The sequence below is a fragment of the Kocuria sp. SL71 genome, from assembly GCF_026672465.1.
Classification (GTDB): domain Bacteria; phylum Actinomycetota; class Actinomycetes; order Actinomycetales; family Micrococcaceae; genus Kocuria; species Kocuria palustris.
The window spans coordinates 1-21707 of the sequence record NZ_JAPPRE010000001.1 but is presented as its reverse complement, the minus strand read 5'-3'; the positions used below and the strand labels follow the sequence as shown (position 1 = coordinate 21707).

Sequence of the window (21707 nt, the reverse complement as noted above, 5' to 3'; positions counted from 1 at the left end):
GTCAGTTGATCTCCTCGAGAGCCTGGGAGCGACGGAAGGTCAGCAGCGAGATGAGCGCGACCATGAGGAAGATCAGGATCGACAGGGCCGCCGCCAGACCGTAGTCATTGGTGCCGCCCGCGAACGCGATCTTGTAGACGAACGTGATCAGGATGTCCGTCCCGCCGACCCCCGTCGTGGATTCGAGGTCCACGGGCCCGCCGCCGGTGAGCAGGTAGATCACGTTGAAGTTATTGAAGTTCATGGCGAAGGAGGCGATCAGCAGCGGGCCCACCGCCACCATGAGCATCGGCAGCGTGATCGAGCGGAAGCGACGCACCGGGCCCGCACCGTCGGTCGAAGCCGATTCGTAGATCTCGGAGGGGATCGCCTGAAGGGCCCCGGAGCAGATCAGGAACATGTACGGGAAGCCCAGCCACAGGTTCACCAGCAGGACCGAGCCTCGCGCCAGCCAGGCGTTCTCCAGCCAGGGCACCCCTGCGCCCCCGAGCAGCACCTGGTTGATCCATCCGTAGTCGGTGTTCAGCAGTCCGGCCCAGATCAGCGCCGAGAGGAACATGGGGAAGGCATAGGGAAGGAAGAGGATCGCCCGGTAGAAGCCGCGTCCGCGCAGCTGGGGGTCGTTGAGCAGCATCGCCAGCAGCAGCCCCAGGAAGAAGGTGAGCGCGACCGACAGGATGGCGAAGGCGAAGGTCCACAGCGTCACGGATACGAACGGCCCGCCCAGGATCTCGGGGTCGAAGATCGCCGCGAAGTTCTCGAATCCCACGAACTCCCGCCAGCCCGGACGCAGCTCCTCGCCCGCCTCCGAGACGAACGAGCCCTCACCGGAGTCGCTGTACACCGTGCCGTCCTCGGCGACCATGGAGCCTGTGTCCTCGTCGTAGCTCAGCGTCGGCTCCCAGGCATAGGCGGTCCGCCCGTCCTCGGTCCGCAGCGAGCCGTCATCCGGATCTCCCGAGACCGGGACGCGAAGCTGCTCCAGGTCCTCCGAGGCCGAGACGACGCCCGCGTAGTCCAGCACCTCGTAGCCATCCGCAGCTGTGACCCGATCCCCGTCCGTCTGGGCAGAGTCCTCAGCAGCCAGCGGCTGATCGGCCGTGCCGATCAGCACTTCCTCGTCCTCGACAGCCGCCAGGGCGAGGTCGCCGTCGTCGCTGCGCAGCACGGTCACAGCACGTTCGGGCGAGCCCTCCACGCGCTGCTCGTAGGTGCGGGTCAGCTGGGCGATCGCCTCGTCCTTGGAGCCGTTGTGCCCGTCGCCGTAGTTCGTGAACGCAGTCATGCCCGTGTAGAGGATGACGAAGACCTGGAAGACCACGAGCATCAGCAGCCCGGGGAACAGGTACTTGCCCGGGAGCATCCGCCGGGAGGGGACGAAGTAGATCAGGTCGGCGATGACCAGCGCGAGAACCAGGAAGAGGCAGATCGCCCAGCTGCCGACCGTGGCCGAGGCCACGATCCCATAGAGGCCGAACGCGTTGACCAGCCCCATCAGGGCGAGCTTGACCAGGAATCCGGCGCCGAAGCCCCGGGTGTGGGAGCGTCGCGGGGGCTTCGAATCCAGCTCGGAGCCCATCTCCGGAGCCTTCACCTGCTCAGTCATCAGATCTGCCCCTCGATGCTCTCGATCATGGACTGCCACTGGGGTCCGGGCTCCGCGCGTCCGTCCAGGATGGCGTTCTCCGTGGTGCCCCAGAAGCTCCACACCGCTCCCATGGCCGGGATCGACGGCATGGGCAGCGCCAGCTCGTCGGCGATCCTGGCGTACTCGGTGCGCAGGGGATCGCCGTCCATCGCCTCCACGGCGGTGACGGAGGCCGGAGGCCGCCCTGTGGATTCGTAGAGGGCGGTCTGCGCCTCGGTGGTGGGCAGCCAGTTGGTCACGAAGTCATGTGCGGCGACCGGATTCGCCGCGTGGGCGTTGACGAACAGCGCCTGGACTCCGGCGAACGGCCGAGCGGGCTGGTCACCGGCTGGCGGCACGGGGAGCACGGTGCACCTCATCCCGGCCGCCTCGATCGCCGCGAGCTCCCACGGCCCTCCGATCAGGAAGGGCGACTCTCCGTTGAGGAACGCCTCAGAGGCGATGTCGGGAGTCATCGAGGTCTGCACATCGCCCGCCTCCCCGAGCTCGGCCAGGTAGTCGGCGAAGGCCTCGCCCTCCGAGCCGCCCATGGTCAGTTCGGGCAGGTATTCGCCGTCCTCGGTCCGGTGGAAGACCTCCGCGCCGAATGAGGTCTGCAGCGGGTAGAGGTGGTACGGATCTCCCGAGGTGGGCGATTGGGAGACCGCCAGCGGATAGCTCAGCCCCTGCTCCTGCATCAGCCGCCGGCCGATCCGCCGCAGCTCGTCGAAGGACTCCGGCTGCGCGTCGGTGATCTGATCGTTGCGGATCAGCGCCACGCACTCCACGGCATAGGGCACCCCGTAGGACACCCCGTCGAAGACGACGGCGGTCAGAGCGTTGTCCGTGAAGTCCTGCGCTCGGTCGCCCAGCTCGACCGATGCCACGACGCCGTTCGTGGCCAGCTGCCCGAGACTGTCATGCGGGGAGATGATGATGTCCGGGGCCTGGCCCATGGGCGACTGCGCGATGAAGTCCGAGATCGAGTCGGCGTTGATCTCACGCTGGATGTACTCGACGTTCACGCCCGTCTGCTGCGTGAATCCCTCGGCGATGCGCCGCAGGCCGGGGATCTCGTCGTCACCGGCCTGGATCTTCAGCGTTCCTGCACCGAGTCCCAGACCGGCGCCCGATTCGGTGCAGGCGCTCAGCGCCCCGAGAGCACCCAGACCCAGGCCTCCGCCCAGCAGGGCCCGGCGCGTCAGACGTCGGTCAGGACGCTGTCCAGTCGCAGCCCGGTGTCTCGGGTACGGCGTTCGCTCCACAGTGATCTCCGTTCCGATCTGGGACGGTGCATACCCGAATCCAGGCTGCAGGAGCCCCAGGATAAATGCTCAGCCCACTATGTGACACGCGACACGCTCAGACCAGGTGATGTGCGCAGCGCCGGCGTCATCTCACCGGCTGCCGCTTGACCAGTAGGCTCTTGTCCCATGACGGAGTCCCCCACCGCCCCGCCCGAGACGCATCGCCACGGGCGCCGCGTATCCATCCAGACCGGCTTCCCCCAGCCCGAGCTGCTGGATCTGCCGTGGCAGGTACCGCTGGCCGAGTGGCCCGAGGACGTCCTGGTGGCCTACCCCCGGGGCATCTCCCGTCACGTCGTGCGCTTCGCCCGGGTGGGCGAGCGCGTCCTGGCCGCCAAGGAGACCACGGCCCGCAATGCCTCGCGGGAGTACGAGGTCCTGCGCCAACTGCGGCACATGGGCACGCCGTCGGTCGTGCCGGTCGCCGTGGTCACCGATCGACGTGCGCCGGACGGCACCGAGCTGCCTGCGGTGCTGCTCACGGAGCATCTGGCCTTCTCCCTGCCCTACCGGGTGCTGTTCTCGGACAATCCGGACCCCGAGATCGCAAACAAGCTCGTGGATGCCCTGGCGCTGCTGCTGGTCCAGCTGCACCTGGCCGGCTTCTACTGGGGGGACGCCTCCCTGTCGAACACCCTGTTCCTGCGCGATGCCGGGGCCTTCGCGGCATGCCTGGTGGATGCGGAGACCGGCGAGCTGCACCCGCGGCTGACGGACGGCCAGCGACGTTACGACCTGGACCTGGCCACGACCAACGTGGCCGGCGAGCTCATGGACCTGCTGGCGGCCTTCGAGCAGGACCAGGACCCCGCAGACATCCATGAGGACCTGCGCGGCGACGATCAGCTCGACCCCGAGGACCGCGGCACGCACTCCGGGCCCGGCTACGAGCCAGCGGCCGCCACTCAGGCGCTGACGGTGCTCCCGGCCGTGGCCACCGCCTCGACCCCGGTGGACCCGTTCGCCACCGCCAACCGGCTCTCGGAGACCTACGACTCCCTGTGGGAGGAGCTCACCGGAGAGGAGCGCTTCCCTCACGAGCAGAAGTGGCGCGTGGCGGAGCGCGTGCAGCGCCTCCAGGACCTCGGCTTCGATGTGGAGGAGGCCTCCCTGGACACCGACGACGACGGCGTGGTGCGCCTGATCCCCCGCGTGGTCGAGCCGGGGCACCACACCCGGGAGCTGCTGAACCTGACCGGTCTGCACGCCCGGGAGAACCAGGCGCGGCGCATCCTCACGGACATCCGCCAGTTCGGCCGCGCCCTGTACCCGGGGCTGCCCGACGACATGACCGCCAGCCTGTGGAAGCAGGAGGTCTTCTCGCCCATGATGCAGGCGGTCCCCGCGGAGCTGCGCGCCAAGCGCGAGCCCGCCGAGATCGTCCACGAGGTGCTGGAGCACCGCTGGTTCCTCTCCGAGCGGCAGAAGCACGACGTGCCGACCGAGGTCGCCACGAAGGACTACCTGGAGTCCCAGCTGCGGCGCAGGCCCGATGAGCAGATGAGGCTCTGAGGCCTCCCGGATCCGCGGGTGCTCAGTCCTGTCCGAGCTGGCCCAGCAGCGCATCGCGCACCCGCTGCGCCCAGTCGGCGCCGAGCTCCCCTTCCCGCGCCAGACGCGCATAGGCGGAGCCCAGCACGAAGTCGATCACGACCTCCAGATCGAGATCGGAGCGCAGCCGCCCCGCCTCGACCTGCAGCTGCAGCAGCCGGTGCAGCTGCTCGATCCTGGGCCGCACCAGGTGCAATCGCAGGATCCGGGCCACCTCGGAGGTCGGCTGGGACAGCAGTGCGACTGCCGTGCCCGTCCCGAGATCGAGGACCAGCGATCGCACCGCGGCATCGAGAGCCTCGGTCCACTGCCGCTGGGTCCACTGCCCGTCCTGGGGGATCTCCAGGGGCCGCGGTGCGAGGCTGTCGCCGCTGCGCTCCAGGACGTCCTCGACCATGGCCTCGGTATTGGCGTAGCGGCGGTAGATCGAGGTCTTGGCCACCCCGGACTCGGCCGCGACCGATTCGATGGAGACCCGTCCCGGGCCCTCATGCACGAGCAGCGACAGGACTGCCGCGACGATCTTGCGATCCGTCGTGGCAGCGCGCCCCCGCGCCGGCCCTGCCGAGGCCTCCTGCCGCTGCGAGCTCATGCGACCTGCCGCTGGGCAGACTCCGCCTCGCCGGGCCCGGCGGTCTCCTGATCTGCGGGCTCGGCATGCCCGATGACATCCTGGAACAGGGTGAGCCCCTCCATGCCCGGCAGGCGGGCGATGTTGGCGTCGAGCTTGCGCATCTCCGCACGCCCCTCCTCGCCGGCGAAGAGGTGGCCCATCACGTGGCGGACCTCCTCATCGCTCATCACGCCGGAGCCCACCGGGCGCCAGGCGCTGCGCAGCGCGAGCCGGGTGATGCGCTGGGCCTTGACGGAGTCGCCCAGGCGCTGCCGGGCCTGCGTGGAGTAGAAGGCCACGTGGCGCGACTCCTGACGGGCGATGCGCACGAGCAGCTCCGAGAGCACGGGGTGCTTCTCGATCGCTGCCATCCGCTTGTAGGCCGCCACCGCCGAATACTCGTTCGCCGCTCCCCAGGTCATGTGCGTGGCCACGAAGTCGTGGCCGATCAGCGTGGACAGCAGCGACTGCTTCAGCGGCTTGAGCGCCTCCGCCCAGCCCAGCTTCACGCGCTTGGCCTTGATCTCGTCGTAGTCCACGACGATTCCGTGCAGCCCCAGCACCTCCGCCAGCGCCTCGCCGTGCCAGAACTCCTCTCGGTTCCACATGGTCATGAACGCGGAGACGTCCTCGTCGTGGTGCGACGGGGTGATCAGCAGATCGCGCAGGTAGCAGACGGTGTGGAACTCGACATCGCACATGTAACGCAGCACCCGCAGCGACGACTCCGGCAGGGGGTCCCTGCGGAAGCTGTCCATGTCGAGGTCCTCCCACGCGACGCGGTGGGAGGACTCGGCGAAGCGGTCGATGTCGAATGCCATGCGATCAGTGCCTCTTCCAGTCTTCGATCGGCCAGTGGGAGCGCTTGGCCAGGCGATACAGGGGGATGTCCGGATTCACGGCGGCCGGGTGCCCGACCAGACCGAGCCACGCCGCATCGGCCACGGAGTCGCCGTAGCCGAAGGAGCGGGACAGGTCCAGGCCGTGATCCTGCGCGTAGCGCTTGAGCCACTGGGCCCGGGCCTCATCGACCAGAGGCGGGGTGTCGAGGTAGCCGGTCAGCACGCCGGCACGCACACCCATCCGGGAGGCGACGACCTCGTCGAACAGATCCGCGACCGGTGAGACGAGCAGCTCCGGGCTGCCCGTCACGAGCACCGTGCGGTGCCCTGCTGCGCGGTGCTCCTCGAGGCGGGCCAGGGCACCGGGTTCAGCCGCTCGAGCATCTGCTCGCCCAGGGGGCCGTCGACCGCCTCGCGGATCGAGGACTCCGGGAGGCCTTCGTAGCGGCGCAGGAACGAGCGCAGGAACTCGCCGCGATCGCGCCGCTCGGCCTTGAGGTAGGTGGGCACGGTGCGCACCATGCCCAGGATGTCGCTCGGAATGCGCGACGGTGCGACCCTGCGCTGCACGGCCAGGTACTGGGAGACCACGGTCGAGTCGAGCACGGTGCCCTCGAGGTCGAACAGCGCCAGGACGTCGGTGCCCGGCTTGAGCTCCCGGCGCGGGCGCTCGGTGCGCTTTCGCCGGGCTGCCGAGGCCCGCGAGTACGCCTTGGTCATCTCCGTGAGGGCAGGCAGGTGGATCTGCTGCCAGTAAGTGCGCCACTCGATGTCGCGGGGGTCGAAGGACGAGTCCTCCGGCGCATCCTGCGGCCGCTGGGCGTTGAGCGCACGCGTGTTGGTGTCGTCGAAGATCATCTCGGTGCGCGTGTAGTTCTGGTAGAGATCCACGTAGGTGCGCAGCGAGCCCAGCCCGGACTGGGCCTTGTGCAGCCGATTCGCCCACTGCAGGGTGCACTTGGTCGAGGGCAGCAGCTCGTTGAGCCGCCCGCCCAGATCGACCAGCCGCTCGCGCACGGCCAGGGAGCTCTCCACGCCGTTGTTGGCCGGGAACTTCCATTCCGGGACGACCACGGGCTTGCCGTCGGGCCCCTCGACCGGGTGCTCGAGGAAGTACTCGCGGACGTACTCGTACATCTTGTGGAACGGCAGCGGGTTCGAGGCGCCCGTGCAGATCTGGTAGTACCCCGCCCGGGAGCGCTCCCCCTCGGCCTCCCCTCGGTGGCCCTGCAGGGCGAGGGTCACGATCGCGTTGACCACGAAGTCCACCGGGGTCACGTCCAGCACGGAGTCCGGCAGGCCCGGGAACTCGGGCAGCGCGCCCTTGGCGTAGGCCATGATCAGCGGATCGGCGACCTTGTAGCCGTCGATCCAGCCCGGGAAGGGGTGGCGCAGGGAGGACTCGATGATGGCCGGGCGCACGACCGAGAGGCGGTGCCCGTCACCGGCCCACAGGTCCTCGGCCACGCGCTCGCCCATGGCCTTGGTGAAGGTGTAGACGTCGGTCCAGCCCAGCGACTGCGCGCGGGTGCGGCCCAGATCCACCAGGCGCTGAGTGATCCAGCCGGTGCGACTGGCCTCCGCCGAGCCGGCCACCGACTTGGGGCCCTGCTTGCCCTCGGTGCGGGTCGCGGACTCCACGAACGCGTGCAGCTGCTCCGGGGTCCGAGAGGCCGCCTCGGCCTCGGCGCGCGAGGCGATCGCGTGGTCGAGCTCCAGGCGCCAGTCGACGTCGTGGTCCACGGCCGTCTCCGGGCGCAGGCCCTTGGCGATGCCGCCCACGTAGCAGGTCGAGACGTGGATGACGTGGGGGTCCTGGCCCGAGGCGCGCAGGGCCTCGTAGAGGCTCAGCGCACCGCCCACGTTGGTCTTGAAGGCGTCGTCGATCGGCGGATCGAACGAGACGGTCGAGGCCGAGTGGATCACGACGTCGAACGGCTCGCGGATCTCGCTCAGTGCGGAGAGATCGCCGGAGAGCACATCGGTGCGCTCCTCGAAGATCCGACGGGCCTCGTCGTCACCGACGGCAGCGCGCCAGTTCTTGAAGACGGGCTTGCGGAAGAGCTGCCCGAGCCGGGTCTGTGCGGTGATCTCGCCCTTGGGGCGGATGACGGCGGTGACGTGCACGTCCGCTCCGGAGGAGAGCAGGCGCTCGAGGACCGCCTGGCCGAGGAAGCCGGTGGCTCCGGTCAGCAGCACGCGCTTGGTGGTGGTCTCGCTCAAGAGGACTCCTTGTGCAGGGGCGGCCTGTCGGCCGCCTCGAGGGGCGCGGCGCCTGCCGCGCGATGTCAGGGACGGGGCTTGGGTGCTACCAGTGTGCCGGACGACGGGGACGTCACAGGCACAGTCGCGGGCCTCGTGATGGGCATCTCAGCTCGGCACGCAGGCCGCCGAGGGCTCACCGGCCGCTGCGCAGCGCCGCCGCCAGCGGCTCGGGCCCGCGCAGGCCGGGGAGGAGTGGACCGGGGCATCGGCCCGGCTGCTCAGCTGCCGGCGCTCGCGCACCCCCGGGGCCAGGACCTCGAGGGCGCGTCGAGCCCGGCGGGCCGACATCCGCGGCGCCACCAGCGGCGAGTAGCCGATTCCGAGCGCGCGCCTGGCGGGCGCTGCGGCCGAGGCGTCTGCCAGCAGCCGGGTCCGGGCCTCCTCGCGGAAGAACGCGATGTAGTCGTCGGTGCGCTCGAGGGACTGCCGGCACAGCCGGTCGATGACCGGGTGATCGGCCACCTCGCCCAGGCGCTGCAGCAGTGCTGCCGCCGTGGACTCCCGGGACAGCTCGCGGGCCATCTGCCCTGCCACGATCCGCTCGCCGCGCAGGTTCGTCCACACGGAGTCGGTCATCGGATAGACGTGGTCCAGGAGCCGACCCAGGCGGCCGCGGAGGTCGTCGTCCGGCTCGACCTCGGGCGGAGTGGGGGCTCCGTGGGCACGCAGCACGCGCTTGAGGGCATCGGCGATCCAGAACTTCTCGTAGGCCCAGGTGGTCAGGAAGGCGTCGATCCGAGCCTCCTTGGAGGTCCACCCGGCGAACAGGTCGCGCAGCCGGCCGGTGGTCGAGCGCTGCAGGTCCCACAGGTGGCGCACGGCTTCCAGGACGTCGTCATCCAGTCGACGCTGCTCGAACTCCTCCAGCCCGAGATCCGAGGAGAAGGCTCCGCGCTCGCGCCGGAAGAACTCCCGCACGGAGAAGTCCGTGGACAGGACCCCCTGCTGCCCGGGGGTGCTGTAGAGCCTGCCGGAACGGTGCTGGGCCAGGTATCCGAGCGGGGGCTGGGCTGCGGCTGCTGCCAAGGGGACTGCCTCGTCTCATCTGAATCGCTACGCTCACCGTAGTGTAGCCTGTCCACCATGATGACTGCTCTGATCACCGGCGGAACCTCCGGCATCGGATCTGCGTTCGCGGAGGCGCTGGCGCGCCGCGGATTCAGCCTCGTCCTGGTCGCCCGCGGCGCCGAGCGCCTCGAGTCCACCGCCTCGCGGCTGAGCGCGGAGTACGCGGTCGAGGTCGAGACCCTCGAGGCCGATCTCAGCGACGCCGACGACGTCGCCCGCGTCGCCGAGCGCATCGAGGACCCGCGCGCACCGATCGACATGCTGGTCAACAACGCCGGCTTCTCGGTCAAGCGCACCTACCAGGCCGAGGGCCTGGACCTGCACCACCGCGGCATCGACGTCATGGCCAAGGCCGTCCTGGATCTCTCCTCGGCCGCCGCCCGCGCCATGACCGCCCGCGGCGAGGGGTGGATCCTCAACGTCTCCTCGACCTCCGGCGAGGTCACCATGGGCCCCTACTCCGCGCTCAAAGCCTGGTGCACCACCTACACCGAGTCCCTGGCCGTGGAGCTGGAGGGCACGGGCGTGCGCGTGATGGCGCTGCTGCCCGGCTGGGTGCGCACCGAGTTCCACGCCCGGGCGGGCATCAGCGGCTCCTCCATACCCGACTTCCTCTGGCTGCAGGCCGACGACCTGGTCGAGGAGGCCCTCAAGGACCTGGCCCGCGGCCGCGTGGTGTCGATCCCCACGCTGCGCTACAAGGCGATCATGCTCGGAGCCAAGCTCGCCCCGCGCGCTGTGGTGCGCAAGTGCTCGGGCATGCTGATGGGCTCTCGCGCCAATGAGACTCCGCTGGCCGAGCCCGCGGCCTCCGGCTCCACCGCCCGACGCCGCGCTGGACAGGGGAAGCACGCATGAGCACTCAGGACCACGACCGGCGCGCATCAGAGTCCGAGGCAGGCCAGGCGGCCGAGGAGCCGCAGCATCCCGCCGAGGCCGGGCAGCGCAGCACCCCGTGGGGCGCCGCGCAGGAGCGCGCCAGCCGGGAGGCGCGCGAGCTGCGCCAGCGCCTGGACGGCTGGACGCATCCGGAGCACGAGCCGGTCCTGGAGAGCATCGACTCCCACGGTCAGCGCGAGGAGCGCAGCGGCCCCGATCCCGTGGCTCCCCCGGCGGCCTCGGCGCACATCAGCCTCGCCGACTTCACCGGGCAGTCCCGTCGGCGGGCGCGCACGATCGCGCAGACCATCTTCTTCCGGGGTCTGGTCGACCGTGTGGTCCGTCGCCGGGTCGTCCGCGCCCCGGGAGCGGAGCAGCTCTCCGGCGGGTGCGTGGTGGTGTGCAACCACTCGAGCCACCTCGACGCCCCCATGATCATGAGCTCGCTGCCGCCCAACCTGCGCCACGAGGTCGCCACCGGCGTGGCAGCCGACTACTTCTTCACCGCCTGGCACAAGCGGCTGTTCACGCAGCTGGTCTTCAACGCATTCCCCGTCGACCGCAAGGGCAGCGGGGCCAACCGCGGGCTGACCAAGAAGCTGATCGCCGCCGGGATCCCCGTGCTGATCTTCCCCGAGGGCACCCGCTCCAAGGACGGGCGCATGCGCGACTTCAAGATGGGCGCGGCGGCGCTGTCCCAGTCGCTCGAGGTCCCCGTCCTGCCGGTCGCCCTGATCGGCGCCCACGAGGCCATGCCCAAGGGGTCCTCGTGGCCGCGCTGGGGCCGCCCGCCGGTTGTCGTGGCCCTGGGCGAGCCCATGCGGCACCGCCCCAACGAGTCCGTTCCGTCGTTCAACGAGCGGATCCAGGCCACGGTCCGGTCGCTGTACGCGCAGAACCGGCCCCTGATCGACGATCCCGACGCCGCCTGAGCCCGGCAGCAGGGCCCGCCGCGCGCCGCCCCTGACGGACGCGGCAGCGCCCGACGGAGGATGATAGGCACCACACGAGCAGAAGGAGCACGAGCAGCGATGCCGAACGTCAAGCACATGAAGTGGTGGGGCTGGGGAGAAGAGGGCGTCTTCTTCAACTGGCAGAACAAGCCGGCCTTCGCCCCGATCGTGCGCCGGGCCGTGGGCGTCGACCTGCGCCCGCGCGAGGTCGACACGGTCGACTTCGCCACCGCCCAGGTCCCCGAGTCCCGCCTGCCGGAGGACCTCCGCTCCGAGCTCACCGCGATCCTCGGCGCCGAGCACACCGTGACCGATGACCACGACCGCGTGGTCCACTGGGCCGGCAAGGCCGTCATGGACATCGTCAAGACGCTGCAGAACCGCTTCGAGCGCCTGCCCGACGTCGTCGTCTACCCGGCCGACGAGCAGCAGGTCGCCGCGGTGACCCGCCTGGCCGTCGAGCGCGACCTGGTGCTGATCCCGTTCGGCGGAGGCACCAGCATCTCGCGCAGCCTGCAGCCCCGCCCGGAGGAGACCCGCACGGTCGTCTCCGTGGACCTGGGACGCATGAACAAGGTGCTCGAGATCGACGAGACCTCCTGCATCGCCCGTATCCAGGCCGGGACGCTGGGCCCGGACATGGAGGAGCAGCTCAACGCCCGCGGCTGGACCCTGGGCCACTTCCCGGACTCCTTCACCCACTCGACCGTCGGCGGCTGGGCGGCCACGCGCTCGTCGGGCATGCAGTCGGACAAGTACGGCGACATCGCGGACATCATCCGCGGCATGGACGTCGTGCGCCCCGGCGGCACCGTGCGGCTGCGCCCGCTGCCCTCCACCTCGACCGGGCCGTCCCTGCGGGAGATGTTCATCGGCTCCGAGGGCCGGCTGGGCATCATCACCGAGCTGTGGGTCCAGGTCCACCGCATCGCCCCCGAGCGCCAGGTCATCGCCTACATGTTCCCCACGTGGGAGCAGGGGCTGACCGGGATCCGGCAGATCAAGGAGGCGGAGATCCCCACGACCTTCGCCCGCATCTCGGATGCCGGCGAGACCGAGTTCTCCCTGGCCACGCAGAAGGCGCCCACCTCCCGGAAGTCGGAGATCGCCGCCAAGGGCCAGGAGACGCTGTGGGCGTTCATGCGCAAGCGCGGCTGGGACACCCAGGCCATGTGCATCGCCTACGTCTGCTTCGAGGGCGCCAAGGCGGACGTCGCCCGCCACCGCAAGGCGGTCGCCGGCATCGCCAAGTCGAACGGCGCGATCGTGCTGGGCTCCGGACCCGGAGCGCTCTACGACCAGAAGAAGTTCGACACCCCGTACCTGCGCGACTTCCTGCTCGAGCAGCAGATCATCGGCGACGTCTCCGAGACGGCCGCGCCCTGGTCGCGGCTGATCTCGGTGCACAAGGCCGCATACCAGGCCGCCCAGTCCGCCTTCGACGAGCTCGGCGTCAAGGGCTGGATCATGAGCCACATGTCGCACTCGTACCACACGGGGGCCTGCCTCTACTTCACGTTCGCGTTCCCCTTCACCGACGAGAACGTCGACTACGAGTACGCCCTGGTCAAGACGCGGATCCAGCAGGCCTTCATCGACGCCGGCGGCACTCTGTCGCATCACCACGGCGTCGGTGCGGAGCACAGCCCCTGGATGGACCAGGACGTCTCCGAAGAGGGCGTCGAGGTCCTGCGCGGGCTGTTCCGCTCGGCCGACCCCGGCGAGAACTTCAACCCCGGCAAGGTCATCGACTCCCCCGACACCCAGACCCGGGTGCTGGAGCAGCACCGTCAGCAGCAGGGCTGAGCCTCCTGATCGGCTCGCACGGCCCCCGTCGGCAGACTCTGCCGACGGGGGCCGTTCTGCATCCGGGCCGCAGCCTCCTCCCGTCGCCGCCGCGCCGCCATCGGAATAAGCCCCGGGCCCTGAGGTGCTGAGACGGGTGGAACCTCTCTCGGGCCCTCGAAGAATCCTGCGGCCCGGATCCTCGATCAAGGAGCACCCCATGGCAGCATCCGCACGCATCCCCGGCATCGACACGCAGTTCCTCCCGCTGAACCTCGGCGGCAACACCTTCGGCTGGACGTCGGACGAGCAGACCTCCTTCGAGGTCCTGGACGGCTTCGTCGCGGCCGGCGGCACCTTCATCGACACCGCAGACATGTACTCGGTCTGGGCCGACGGCCACACCGGCGGCGAGTCCGAGACCGTCCTGGGCCGCTGGCTGGCCGCCCGCGGCAACCGCGAGGACATGCTGATCGCGACCAAGACCGGTCGGCACCCGGAGTTCACCGGCCTGGCCGACGAGACCGTCAAGGCCTCCCTCGAGGCCTCCCTGCAGCGGCTGCAGACCGACCGGATCGACCTGTACTACGCGCACTACGACGACGAGGCGATCGCGATCGCCGACCAGGTCCGCACCTTCCACGATCTCGTGCAGTCCGGCAAGGTCATGGCCTACGGGCTGTCCAACTACTCGCCGCAGCGCATGCGCGAGTTCTTCGAGACCGCCCGCCGCGAGGGCCTCACTGCCCCGGTGGCGATCCAGCCGCAGTACAGCCTGGTGTTCCGCAAGGAATACGAGCAGGACTACTCCCCCATCGCCCGCGAGTACGGCGCGGCCGTGTTCCCGTACTTCTCCCTGGCCGCAGGCTTCCTCACCGGCAAGTACCGCACGAAGGCCGATCTCGAGGGTGCCCAGCGCGGCGGGATGGCCGAGGGCTACTTCTCCGAGGACGGCCTGCGCGTGGTCGAGGCCGTGGAGCGCATCGCCGCTGCTCGCGGCGTCGAGATGCCCACCGTGGCCCTGGCCTGGCTGCTGGCCCGCGGCATCACCGCCCCGATCGCCTCGGCCTCCCGGGTCGAGCAGCTCCCGGCGCTGATCGCAGCCGCCGAGCTCGAGCTCACGGATGCGGAGGTCACGGCGCTGAACGAGGCCTCCCAGCCCTTCGCCTGATCCCCACCCCTGACCCGCTCCTCGTCCGCGCGGCGTCGGAGCAGGTCAGGGGCTCCAGCACCCCGCACCGACGGCCGGGTGCCGGTCGCGCCCTCACCGGCAGCGATCGGCACCCGGCCGTCGGCATCTCGCCCTCGCGCTGCGCGCTCATCGGGCTTTCATTCCGGTGGGCCATAGTCGAGGGACATCGCGGTCCAGGGACAGCAGGTCCCGCGCATCCTGCGGATCGCCACCGGAGGTGAGAGGCATGACCGCCCATCGGCACAGCAGCAACGGACCGCCCCGCGCCGTCGTCGTGGGCTCTGGGCCCAACGGCCTCACGGCCGCCGCACTGCTCGCCCGTGAGAGCTGGGAGGTCGACGTCTACGAGGGCGGCGAGCATCCCGGCGGCGCGGCGGCCTCCGCCCCGCTGCTCGGCGAGGGCACGATCGTTGATCTGGGCGCCGCCGGGCACCCCTTCGGCGTCGCCAGCCCGGTGTTCCGGGACCTGCGCCTGGAGCAGCACGGCCTTCAGTGGGTCCGCAGCGCCTATCCCATGGCGCATCCGGCTGAAGGCGCTCCGGCCGCGCTGCTCCACCAGGACCTCGCCTCCACGGCTGAGGGCCTGGGACGCGACGCCCGCGCCTGGCGCGCTCTGCACGCCCCCGTCGTCGAGGGCCTCGACGCCCACCTGGAGAACATCCTGGGGCCCATGCTGCGCTGGCCGAAGCACCCCGCTGGCTATGGCGCGCTTCGGGCTGCGCTCTGCGCCCCTGCCGCTGCGATGGCACGCGCGCTGTTCCGCGACGACGCCGCGCGCACCCTCTTCCTGGGCTCGGCCGCTCATGCGATCACGCCGCTGGGACAGCCGCTCACCGGTGCGTTCGGGACCCTGTTCGGGGCGCTGGGCATGACGCGCGGCTGGCCGGTGGCACGCGGAGGCACCGGCTCGATCGTCGCAGCCCTGCTCAGCGTCCTGGAGTCCCACGGCGGCCGCGTGCACACCGGTCATTGGATCACCGATCTGCGCGAGCTGCCGCAGTCCGATGCCGTCCTTCTGAACCTCACGCCCTCGCAGGTGCTGCGCCTGAGCGGGCCGGGCGCCGAGGAGATCCAGCCGCGTGTGCGGAATCAGCTGGGCCGGTGGCGCTACGGGGCGGCCGCCTACAAGGTCGACTTCCTCCTCGACGGGCCAGTGCCGTGGAGCGATCCGCGCGTCGCGGAGGCCACCACCGTCCACGTCGCGGGTACCGCTCAGGAGCTGGTGCGCGCGGAGTCCGAGGTCTTCCGGGAACAGCTACCAGAACGACCGTTCGTATTGGTGTGCCAGCAGCAGGCGGCCGATCCGTCGCGCGCACACGGCCCAGCCGAGGGACGCGTGGTCCTGTGGGGCTATGCCCATGTGCCGGCGAGGTACGTGGAGCGGCGCCCCGGTGAGGTCGCCGAGCGCATCGCGTCCCAGATCGAGCGCTTCGCCCCCGGTTTCCGCGACCGCATCCTCGAACGCCGCAGCACGCACCCCGCGGCCCTCGAGCGGTGGAACCCCAACCTCATCGGCGGCGACGTGGCCGGCGGTGCCATGACGGGACTGCAGTCGGTGTTGCGACCGCGCCCGAGCCTCGACCCGTATCGGCTCGCACCGCGGGGACTGTACCTGGCCTCCTCCTCCGCCCCTCCGGGTGCCGGCGTCCACGGCATGCCAGGCGCCTGGGCCGCCCGCGCGGCCATGGCGGATCTCGCACTCTGACCTGCTGCCCTTCCGCCTACATCGCTAGTGAGCCCGAAGAGCCGGCAGACAGAGCCAGGAGGGGCTCTGCAGTGATAACCGCCCTCTCCCTTTGCGCGAGTGGATTCCCAGTTGCGTTGAGGGCCCCCATAGCGCAACCAGGTATCCACTCAGCAGGAGGGGGCACAAAGCATCTAGGTACGCGGAAAGAGGCCGACCGCGACTCGACTCATCCTCACCCTCACGGTGAAGACAAGGAGTCAGCGATCAGCCTCTCTCCGTACAAATAATTGCGGCGGCGACCTACTCTCCCACACCCATCAGAGTGCAGTACCATCGGCGCTGTGAGCCTTAGCTTCCGGGTTCGGGATGGGACCGGGCGTTTCCCTCACGCTATAACCACCGCAAAGCTGCCACCACCACACACCGCAGTGCGCGTGGAAACCTGTTCACGAACCTACCACCCACCACCACCAACCCCGCCAACGGGAACCAGATGGTTGTGGGACGGTGTTGTTCCAAAACCGTACAGTGGACGCGAAACACGCTGCTATTCACACCCCAAACGGGGCTGCAAGACATGTTGTGTGTGTGAAGATCATCGGCTTATTAGTACTGGTCAGCTCCACGAGTCGTCAGTCCTCGCTACCACATCCAGCCTATCAACCCAGTAGTCTCCTGGGAGCCTCACCCCCACAAAGGAGGAAGGAAATCTCATCTCGAAGCAAGCTTCCCGCTTAGATGCTTTCAGCGGTTATCTCTCCCGAACGTAGCCAATCAGCCATGCACCTGGCGGTACAACTGACATACCAGAGGTTCGTCCGTCCCGGTCCTCTCGTACTAAGGACAGACCTTCTCAAATTTCCAACGCGCGCAGCGGATAGGGACCGAACTGTCTCACGACGTTCTGAACCCAGCTCGCGTGCCGCTTTAATGGGCGAACAGCCCAACCCTTGGGACCAACTCCAGCCCCAGGATGCGACGAGCCGACATCGAGGTGCCAAACCATGCCGTCGATATGGACTCTTGGGCAAGATCAGCCTGTTATCCCCGAGGTACCTTTTATCCGTTGAGCGACGGCCATTCCACAATGTACCGCCGGATCACTAGTCCCGACTTTCGTCCCTGCTCGAGCCGTCACTCTCACAGTCAAGCTCCCTTGTGCACTTGCACTCAACACCTGATTGCCAACCAGGCTGAGGGAACCTTTGGGCGCCTCCGTTACTCTTTAGGAGGCAACCGCCCCAGTTAAACTACCCATCAGGCACTGTCCCTGACCCGGATCACGGGCCGAAGTTAGATATCCAGAGCGACCAGAGTGGTATTTCAACAACGACTCCACGAACACTGGCGTGTCCGCTTCACAGTCTCCCACCTATCCTACACAAGCCGCACCGAACACCAATACCAAACTATAGTAAAGGTCTCGGGGTCTTTCCGTCCTGCTGCGCGTAACGAGCATCTTTACTCGTACTGCAATTTCGCCGAGTTCATGGTTGAGACAGCGGGGAAGTCGTTACTCCATTCGTGCAGGTCGGAACTTACCCGACAAGGAATTTCGCTACCTTAGGATGGTTATAGTTACCACCGCCGTTTACTGGGGCTTAAATTCTCCGCTTCGACTTGCGTCTAACAGGTCCTCTTAACCTTCCAGCACCGGGCAGGAGTCAGTCCGTATACATCGTCTTACGACTTCGCACGGACCTGTGTTTTTGATAAACAGTCGCTTCCCCTGGTCTCTGCGACCCTTACCCCCTCCACACCGCAAGGGCATATCAGGGTCCGGGCCCCCCTTCTCCCGAAGTTACGGGGGCATTTTGCCGAGTTCCTTAACCATGATTCTCTCGAACGCCTTAGTATTCTCTACCTGATCACCTGTGTCGGTTTAGGGTACGGGCGGCTAGAACCTCACGTCGATGCTTTTCTCGGCAGCATAGGATCACCGAATCCCCCACCAAAGGGGTCCCATCACGTCTCAAGCTATATGAGCCACGGATTTACCAATGACTCGCCCTACACGCTTAGACCAGGACTACCATCGCCTGGCTCGGCTACCTTCCTGCGTCACACCTGTTAACACGCTTACCTCCCTGGATCAGGTCCCACGCATCCCACCACAACCACACACCACAAAGTGGCGCATGAGAAACGGGTGGAACCGGTGGTTAGTATCCCCAGTTCAGTATGGGCGGTTCTTCGCCGGTACGGGAATATCAACCCGTTGTCCATCGACTACGCCTGTCGGCCTCGCCTTAGGTCCCGACTCACCCGGGGCAGATTAGCTTGACCCCGGAACCCTTGATCATTCGGCGGACGGGTTTCTCACCCGTCATTCGCTACTCATGCCTGCATTCTCACTCGAACAGGCTCCACCACTCGGTCACCCGGCAGCTTCACCACCCGCTCGACGCTCCCCTACCCAACACACACAAAACCATTACAGTCACCACACAGCACCCCACCAGAACCCAAAAGCCCTGACAGGATCGGTGTGCGGAAATGTGCATTGCCACGACTTCGGCGGTGTACTTGAGCCCCGCTACATTATCGGCGCGGAATCACTTGACCAGTGAGCTATTACGCACTCTTTCAAGGATGGCTGCTTCTAAGCCAACCTCCTGGTTGTCTGAGCAACTCCACATCCTTTCCCACTTAGCACACGCTTAGGGGCCTTAGTCGGTGGTCTGGGCTGTTTCCCTTTCGACTATGAAGCTTATCCCCCACAGTCTCACTGCCGTGCTCTCACTTACCAGCATTCGGAGTTTGGTTGACGTCAGTAACCCGTTGGGGCCCATCAGCCATCCAGTAGCTCTACCTCTGGCAAGAAACACACGACGCTGCACCTAAATGCATTTCGGGGAGAACCAGCTATCACGAAGTTTGATTGGCCTTTCACCCCTACCCACAGCTCATCCCCTCCATTTTCAACTGAAGTGGGTTCGGTCCTCCACGCGCTCTTACACGCGCTTCAACCTGGCCATGGGTAGATCACTTCGCTTCGGGTCTAGATCACGCCACTCAACGCCCTCTTCAGACTCGCTTTCGCTACGACTACCCCACACGGGTTAACCTCGCGACATGACACTAACTCGCAGGCTCATTCTTCAAAAGGCACGCCGTCACCCCAAAAGGCTCCGACGGCTTGTAGGCACACGGTTTCAGGTACTATTTCACTCCCCTCCCGGGGTGCTTTTCACCTTTCCCTCACGGTACTGGTCCGCTATCGGTCATCAGGTAGTATTCAGGCTTACCAGGTGGTCCTGGCAGATTCACACGAAGTTTCACGGGCTCCGTGCTACTCGGGAAACACCACGCGCGGCAGCAATGATTTCGTCTACGGGACTCACACCCTCTACGGCACACCACTCAAGATGATTCGACTATCACGCTGCACTCACACGACCCAGCCGGCAGACCGGGCACTGATGCTCCCACAACCCCGCCCATGCAACCCCTGCCGGGTATCACACACAGACGGTTTAGCCACTTCCGCTTTCGCTCGCCACTACTCACGGAATCACTGTTGTTTTCTCTTCCTGCGGGTACTGAGATGTTTCACTTCCCCGCGTTCCCCCCTGCACCCTATGTATTCAGATACAGGTCATCGCCCTCACAGACGACGGGGTTTCCCCATTCGGAAATCCTCGGATCACAGCCCGCTTATCGGCTCCCCGAGGCATATCGCAGATTGCCACGTCCTTCATCGGCTCCTGATGCCAAGGCATCCACCGTGCGCCCTTAGTAATCTTCAAACAGACACACAAAAATATTCTCACATAAAGAATAAGATGCTCGCGTCCACTATACAGTTCTCAAACAACACCAGCCGCCCCCCTCACCACACACACCGTGCGCAGCTACCTGAAGCAAGCCACAGAACACACACCCAACCACCACACCCCCACCCGAAGGCAAGGACCACGGTGACGGGGCCTGTTGTTCCAGGACCCGACAGTGCACCAAACCACCAACCGTCAACAGCACCCACGCACCAAGCAAGCACGCAGACACCAGACAGTGATCAGACACCCACCACAACCCGAAGGTCGCACCGGCTGCCTCGTCCGCTGATATTCCACCCATGAGCACGAACCCACCACCGGGCCCTCGAAACGGGCCAGGTGCAGCGGGTCTCACCAAAACAACCCCCACACCAAGTAAGCGGTGCGCGGGCGGGCCGCCACACGGCGACCAGAGCTAAGCTCCTTAGAAAGGAGGTGATCCAGCCGCACCTTCCGGTACGGCTACCTTGTTACGACTTAGTCCCAATCGCCAGTCCCACCTTCGACGGCTCCCTCCACAAGGGTTGGGCCACCGGCTTCGGGTGTTACCGACTTTCGTGACTTGACGGGCGGTGTGTACAAGGCCCGGGAACGTATTCACCGCAGCGTTGCTGATCTGCGATTACTAGCGACTCCGACTTCATGAGGTCGAGTTGCAGACCTCAATCCGAACTGAGACCGGCTTTTTGGGATTAGCTCCACCTCACAGTATCGCAACCCTTTGTACCGGCCATTGTAGCATGCGTGAAGCCCAAGACATAAGGGGCATGATGATTTGACGTCATCCCCACCTTCCTCCGAGTTGACCCCGGCAGTCTCCCATGAGTCCCCACCATCACGTGCTGGCAACATGGAACGAGGGTTGCGCTCGTTGCGGGACTTAACCCAACATCTCACGACACGAGCTGACGACAACCATGCACCACCTGTATACCGACCCCAAAGGGGAAGAACCATCTCTGGAACGATCCGGTATATGTCAAGACTTGGTAAGGTTCTTCGCGTTGAATCGAATTAATCCGCATGCTCCGCCGCTTGTGCGGGCCCCCGTCAATTCCTTTGAGTTTTAGCCTTGCGGCCGTACTCCCCAGGCGGGGCACTTAATGCGTTAGCTACGGCGCGGAAAACGTGGAATGTCCCCCACACCTAGTGCCCAACGTTTACGGCATGGACTACCAGGGTATCTAATCCTGTTCGCTCCCCCATGCTTTCGCTCCTCAGCGTCAGTAACAGCCCAGAGACCTGCCTTCGCCATCGGTGTTCCTCCTGATATCTGCGCATTCCACCGCTACCCAGGAATTCCAGTCTCCCCTACTGCACTCCTAGTCGCCCGTACCCACTGCACACCCGGGGTTAAGCCCCGGGCTCTACAGCAGACGCGACAAACCGCCTACGAGCCTCTTTACGCCCAATAATTCCGGACAACGCTTGCGCCCACCGTATTACCGCGGCTGCTGGCACGTAGTTAGCCGGCGCTTCTTCTGCAGGTACCGTCACTTGTGGCTTCTTCCCTGCTGAAAGAGGTTTGCAACCCGAAGGCCGTCATCCCTGACGCGGCGTCGCTGCATGAGCTTTCGCCCACTGTGCAATATTCCCCACTGCTGCCTCCCGTAGGAGTCTGGGCCGTGTCTCAAGTCCCAGTGTGGCCGGTCACCCTCTCAGGCCACACTGCCGTCGTCGCCTTGGTGAGCCATTACCTCACCAACAAGCTGATAGGCCGTGAGCCCATCCAAGACCAGTAAACCCTTTCCACACCACCACCATGCGGTGACATGTGGCATCCAGTATTAGACCCAGTTTCCCGGGCTTATCCCAGAGTCAAGGGCAGGTTACTCACGTATTACTCACCCGTTCGCCACTCATCCACACCAGCGAGCTGGTGCTTCAGCGTTCGACTTGCATGTGTTAAGCACGCCGCCAGCGTTCGTCCTGGGCCAGGATCAAACTCTCCGTTGAAAAACGAAAAACCATACCTGGCTGGAATCAAAAATAAGATCGCCAGCACGTCACGGGAACGAGACGCACTGACGCATCAGCTGATCCAACCAAACAAAAAATTGCTTGAACTGGTATCCAGCAGACAATTTGCACACACTATCGAGTTCTCAAACAACAGACGATCAACCAGCCCGTTTCACTGAGGCCCGCGAAGATCAGTT

At 66.6% G+C, this 21707-nt stretch carries 12 protein-coding genes, 3 rRNA genes and 1 pseudogene; 6 read left to right on the top strand and 10 right to left on the bottom strand.

What is annotated here, in order from left to right:
- Nucleotide 1 precedes the first annotated feature (1 nt).
- A complete protein-coding gene (locus tag OVA15_RS00075) occupies nt 2-1606 on the bottom strand; it encodes an ABC transporter permease subunit (protein ID WP_268142290.1) in 1605 nt (534 codons plus the stop codon).
- Nucleotides 1606-2892: a sugar ABC transporter substrate-binding protein gene (locus OVA15_RS00070; RefSeq protein WP_268142288.1), complete on the bottom strand. Its 1287-nt coding sequence runs from the start codon at nt 2890-2892 to the stop codon at nt 1606-1608. Before OVA15_RS00070 ends, OVA15_RS00075 begins: the two co-directional genes overlap by 1 nt.
- Before the next feature lie 168 nt (nt 2893-3060).
- Here OVA15_RS00070 and OVA15_RS00065 point away from each other — a divergent pair, with 168 nt between their 5' ends.
- Complete coding sequence (locus tag OVA15_RS00065; protein WP_268142287.1) at nt 3061-4446, top strand: DUF4032 domain-containing protein; 1386 nt, start codon at nt 3061-3063, stop codon at nt 4444-4446.
- Between the two features lie 22 nt (nt 4447-4468).
- Here OVA15_RS00065 and OVA15_RS00060 read toward each other — a convergent pair whose 3' ends face one another.
- From OVA15_RS00060 to OVA15_RS00045, 5 genes and pseudogenes are all read right to left on the bottom strand, one after another.
- Nucleotides 4469-5077, bottom strand: a complete 609-nt coding sequence (locus tag OVA15_RS00060) for a TetR/AcrR family transcriptional regulator (protein WP_006215605.1) — start codon at nt 5075-5077, stop codon at nt 4469-4471.
- A complete protein-coding gene (locus OVA15_RS00055) occupies nt 5074-5919 on the bottom strand; it encodes a ferritin-like domain-containing protein (RefSeq protein WP_268142282.1) in 846 nt (281 codons plus the stop codon). The genes OVA15_RS00060 and OVA15_RS00055 overlap by 4 nt, the downstream gene beginning before the upstream one ends.
- A gap of 4 nt (nt 5920-5923) precedes the next feature.
- Entirely contained in the window at nt 5924-7000 is a 1077-nt protein-coding gene (locus OVA15_RS13325; protein WP_442786739.1) for a haloacid dehalogenase-like hydrolase, read from the bottom strand.
- 245 nt (nt 7001-7245) lie between these two features.
- Nucleotides 7246-8139: pseudogene (locus tag OVA15_RS13320) on the bottom strand (SDR family oxidoreductase); the annotation flags it as partial.
- 171 nt (nt 8140-8310) lie between these two features.
- Complete coding sequence (locus OVA15_RS00045; protein ID WP_268142280.1) at nt 8311-9231, bottom strand: hypothetical protein; 921 nt, start codon at nt 9229-9231, stop codon at nt 8311-8313.
- A gap of 57 nt (nt 9232-9288) precedes the next feature.
- On the opposite strand from OVA15_RS00045, the gene OVA15_RS00040 reads away from it, so the two are divergent.
- The 5 genes from OVA15_RS00040 (at nt 9289) to OVA15_RS00020 (ending at nt 15787) form a co-directional block, all read left to right on the top strand.
- Nucleotides 9289-10131, top strand: a complete 843-nt coding sequence (locus tag OVA15_RS00040) for an SDR family NAD(P)-dependent oxidoreductase (RefSeq protein WP_268142279.1) — start codon at nt 9289-9291, stop codon at nt 10129-10131.
- The gene (locus OVA15_RS00035) at nt 10128-11084 is read left to right on the top strand and encodes a lysophospholipid acyltransferase family protein (protein WP_024289115.1); all 957 of its coding nucleotides are present in this window, start codon (nt 10128-10130) and stop codon (nt 11082-11084) included. The genes OVA15_RS00040 and OVA15_RS00035 overlap by 4 nt, the downstream gene beginning before the upstream one ends.
- A gap of 99 nt (nt 11085-11183) precedes the next feature.
- Complete coding sequence (locus OVA15_RS00030) at nt 11184-12911, top strand: FAD-binding oxidoreductase (RefSeq protein ID WP_268142276.1); 1728 nt, start codon at nt 11184-11186, stop codon at nt 12909-12911.
- 199 nt (nt 12912-13110) lie between these two features.
- A complete protein-coding gene (locus OVA15_RS00025) occupies nt 13111-14061 on the top strand; it encodes an aldo/keto reductase (protein WP_268142274.1) in 951 nt (316 codons plus the stop codon).
- 247 nt (nt 14062-14308) lie between these two features.
- Entirely contained in the window at nt 14309-15787 is a 1479-nt protein-coding gene (locus OVA15_RS00020) for a phytoene desaturase family protein (protein ID WP_268142272.1), read from the top strand.
- A 269-nt stretch (nt 15788-16056) separates the two neighbouring features.
- On the opposite strand, the gene rrf is transcribed toward OVA15_RS00020, so the two are convergent.
- The 3 genes from rrf to OVA15_RS00005 form a co-directional block, all read right to left on the bottom strand.
- Nucleotides 16057-16173: ribosomal RNA gene (gene rrf / locus OVA15_RS00015) — 5S ribosomal RNA — on the bottom strand.
- 182 nt (nt 16174-16355) lie between these two features.
- A 23S ribosomal RNA gene (locus OVA15_RS00010) occupies nt 16356-19518 on the bottom strand.
- A 458-nt stretch (nt 19519-19976) separates the two neighbouring features.
- Nucleotides 19977-21504 (bottom strand): 16S ribosomal RNA (locus OVA15_RS00005).
- The 16S, 23S and 5S rRNA genes sit together here, the layout of an rRNA operon.
- Nucleotides 21505-21707 lie beyond the last annotated feature (203 nt).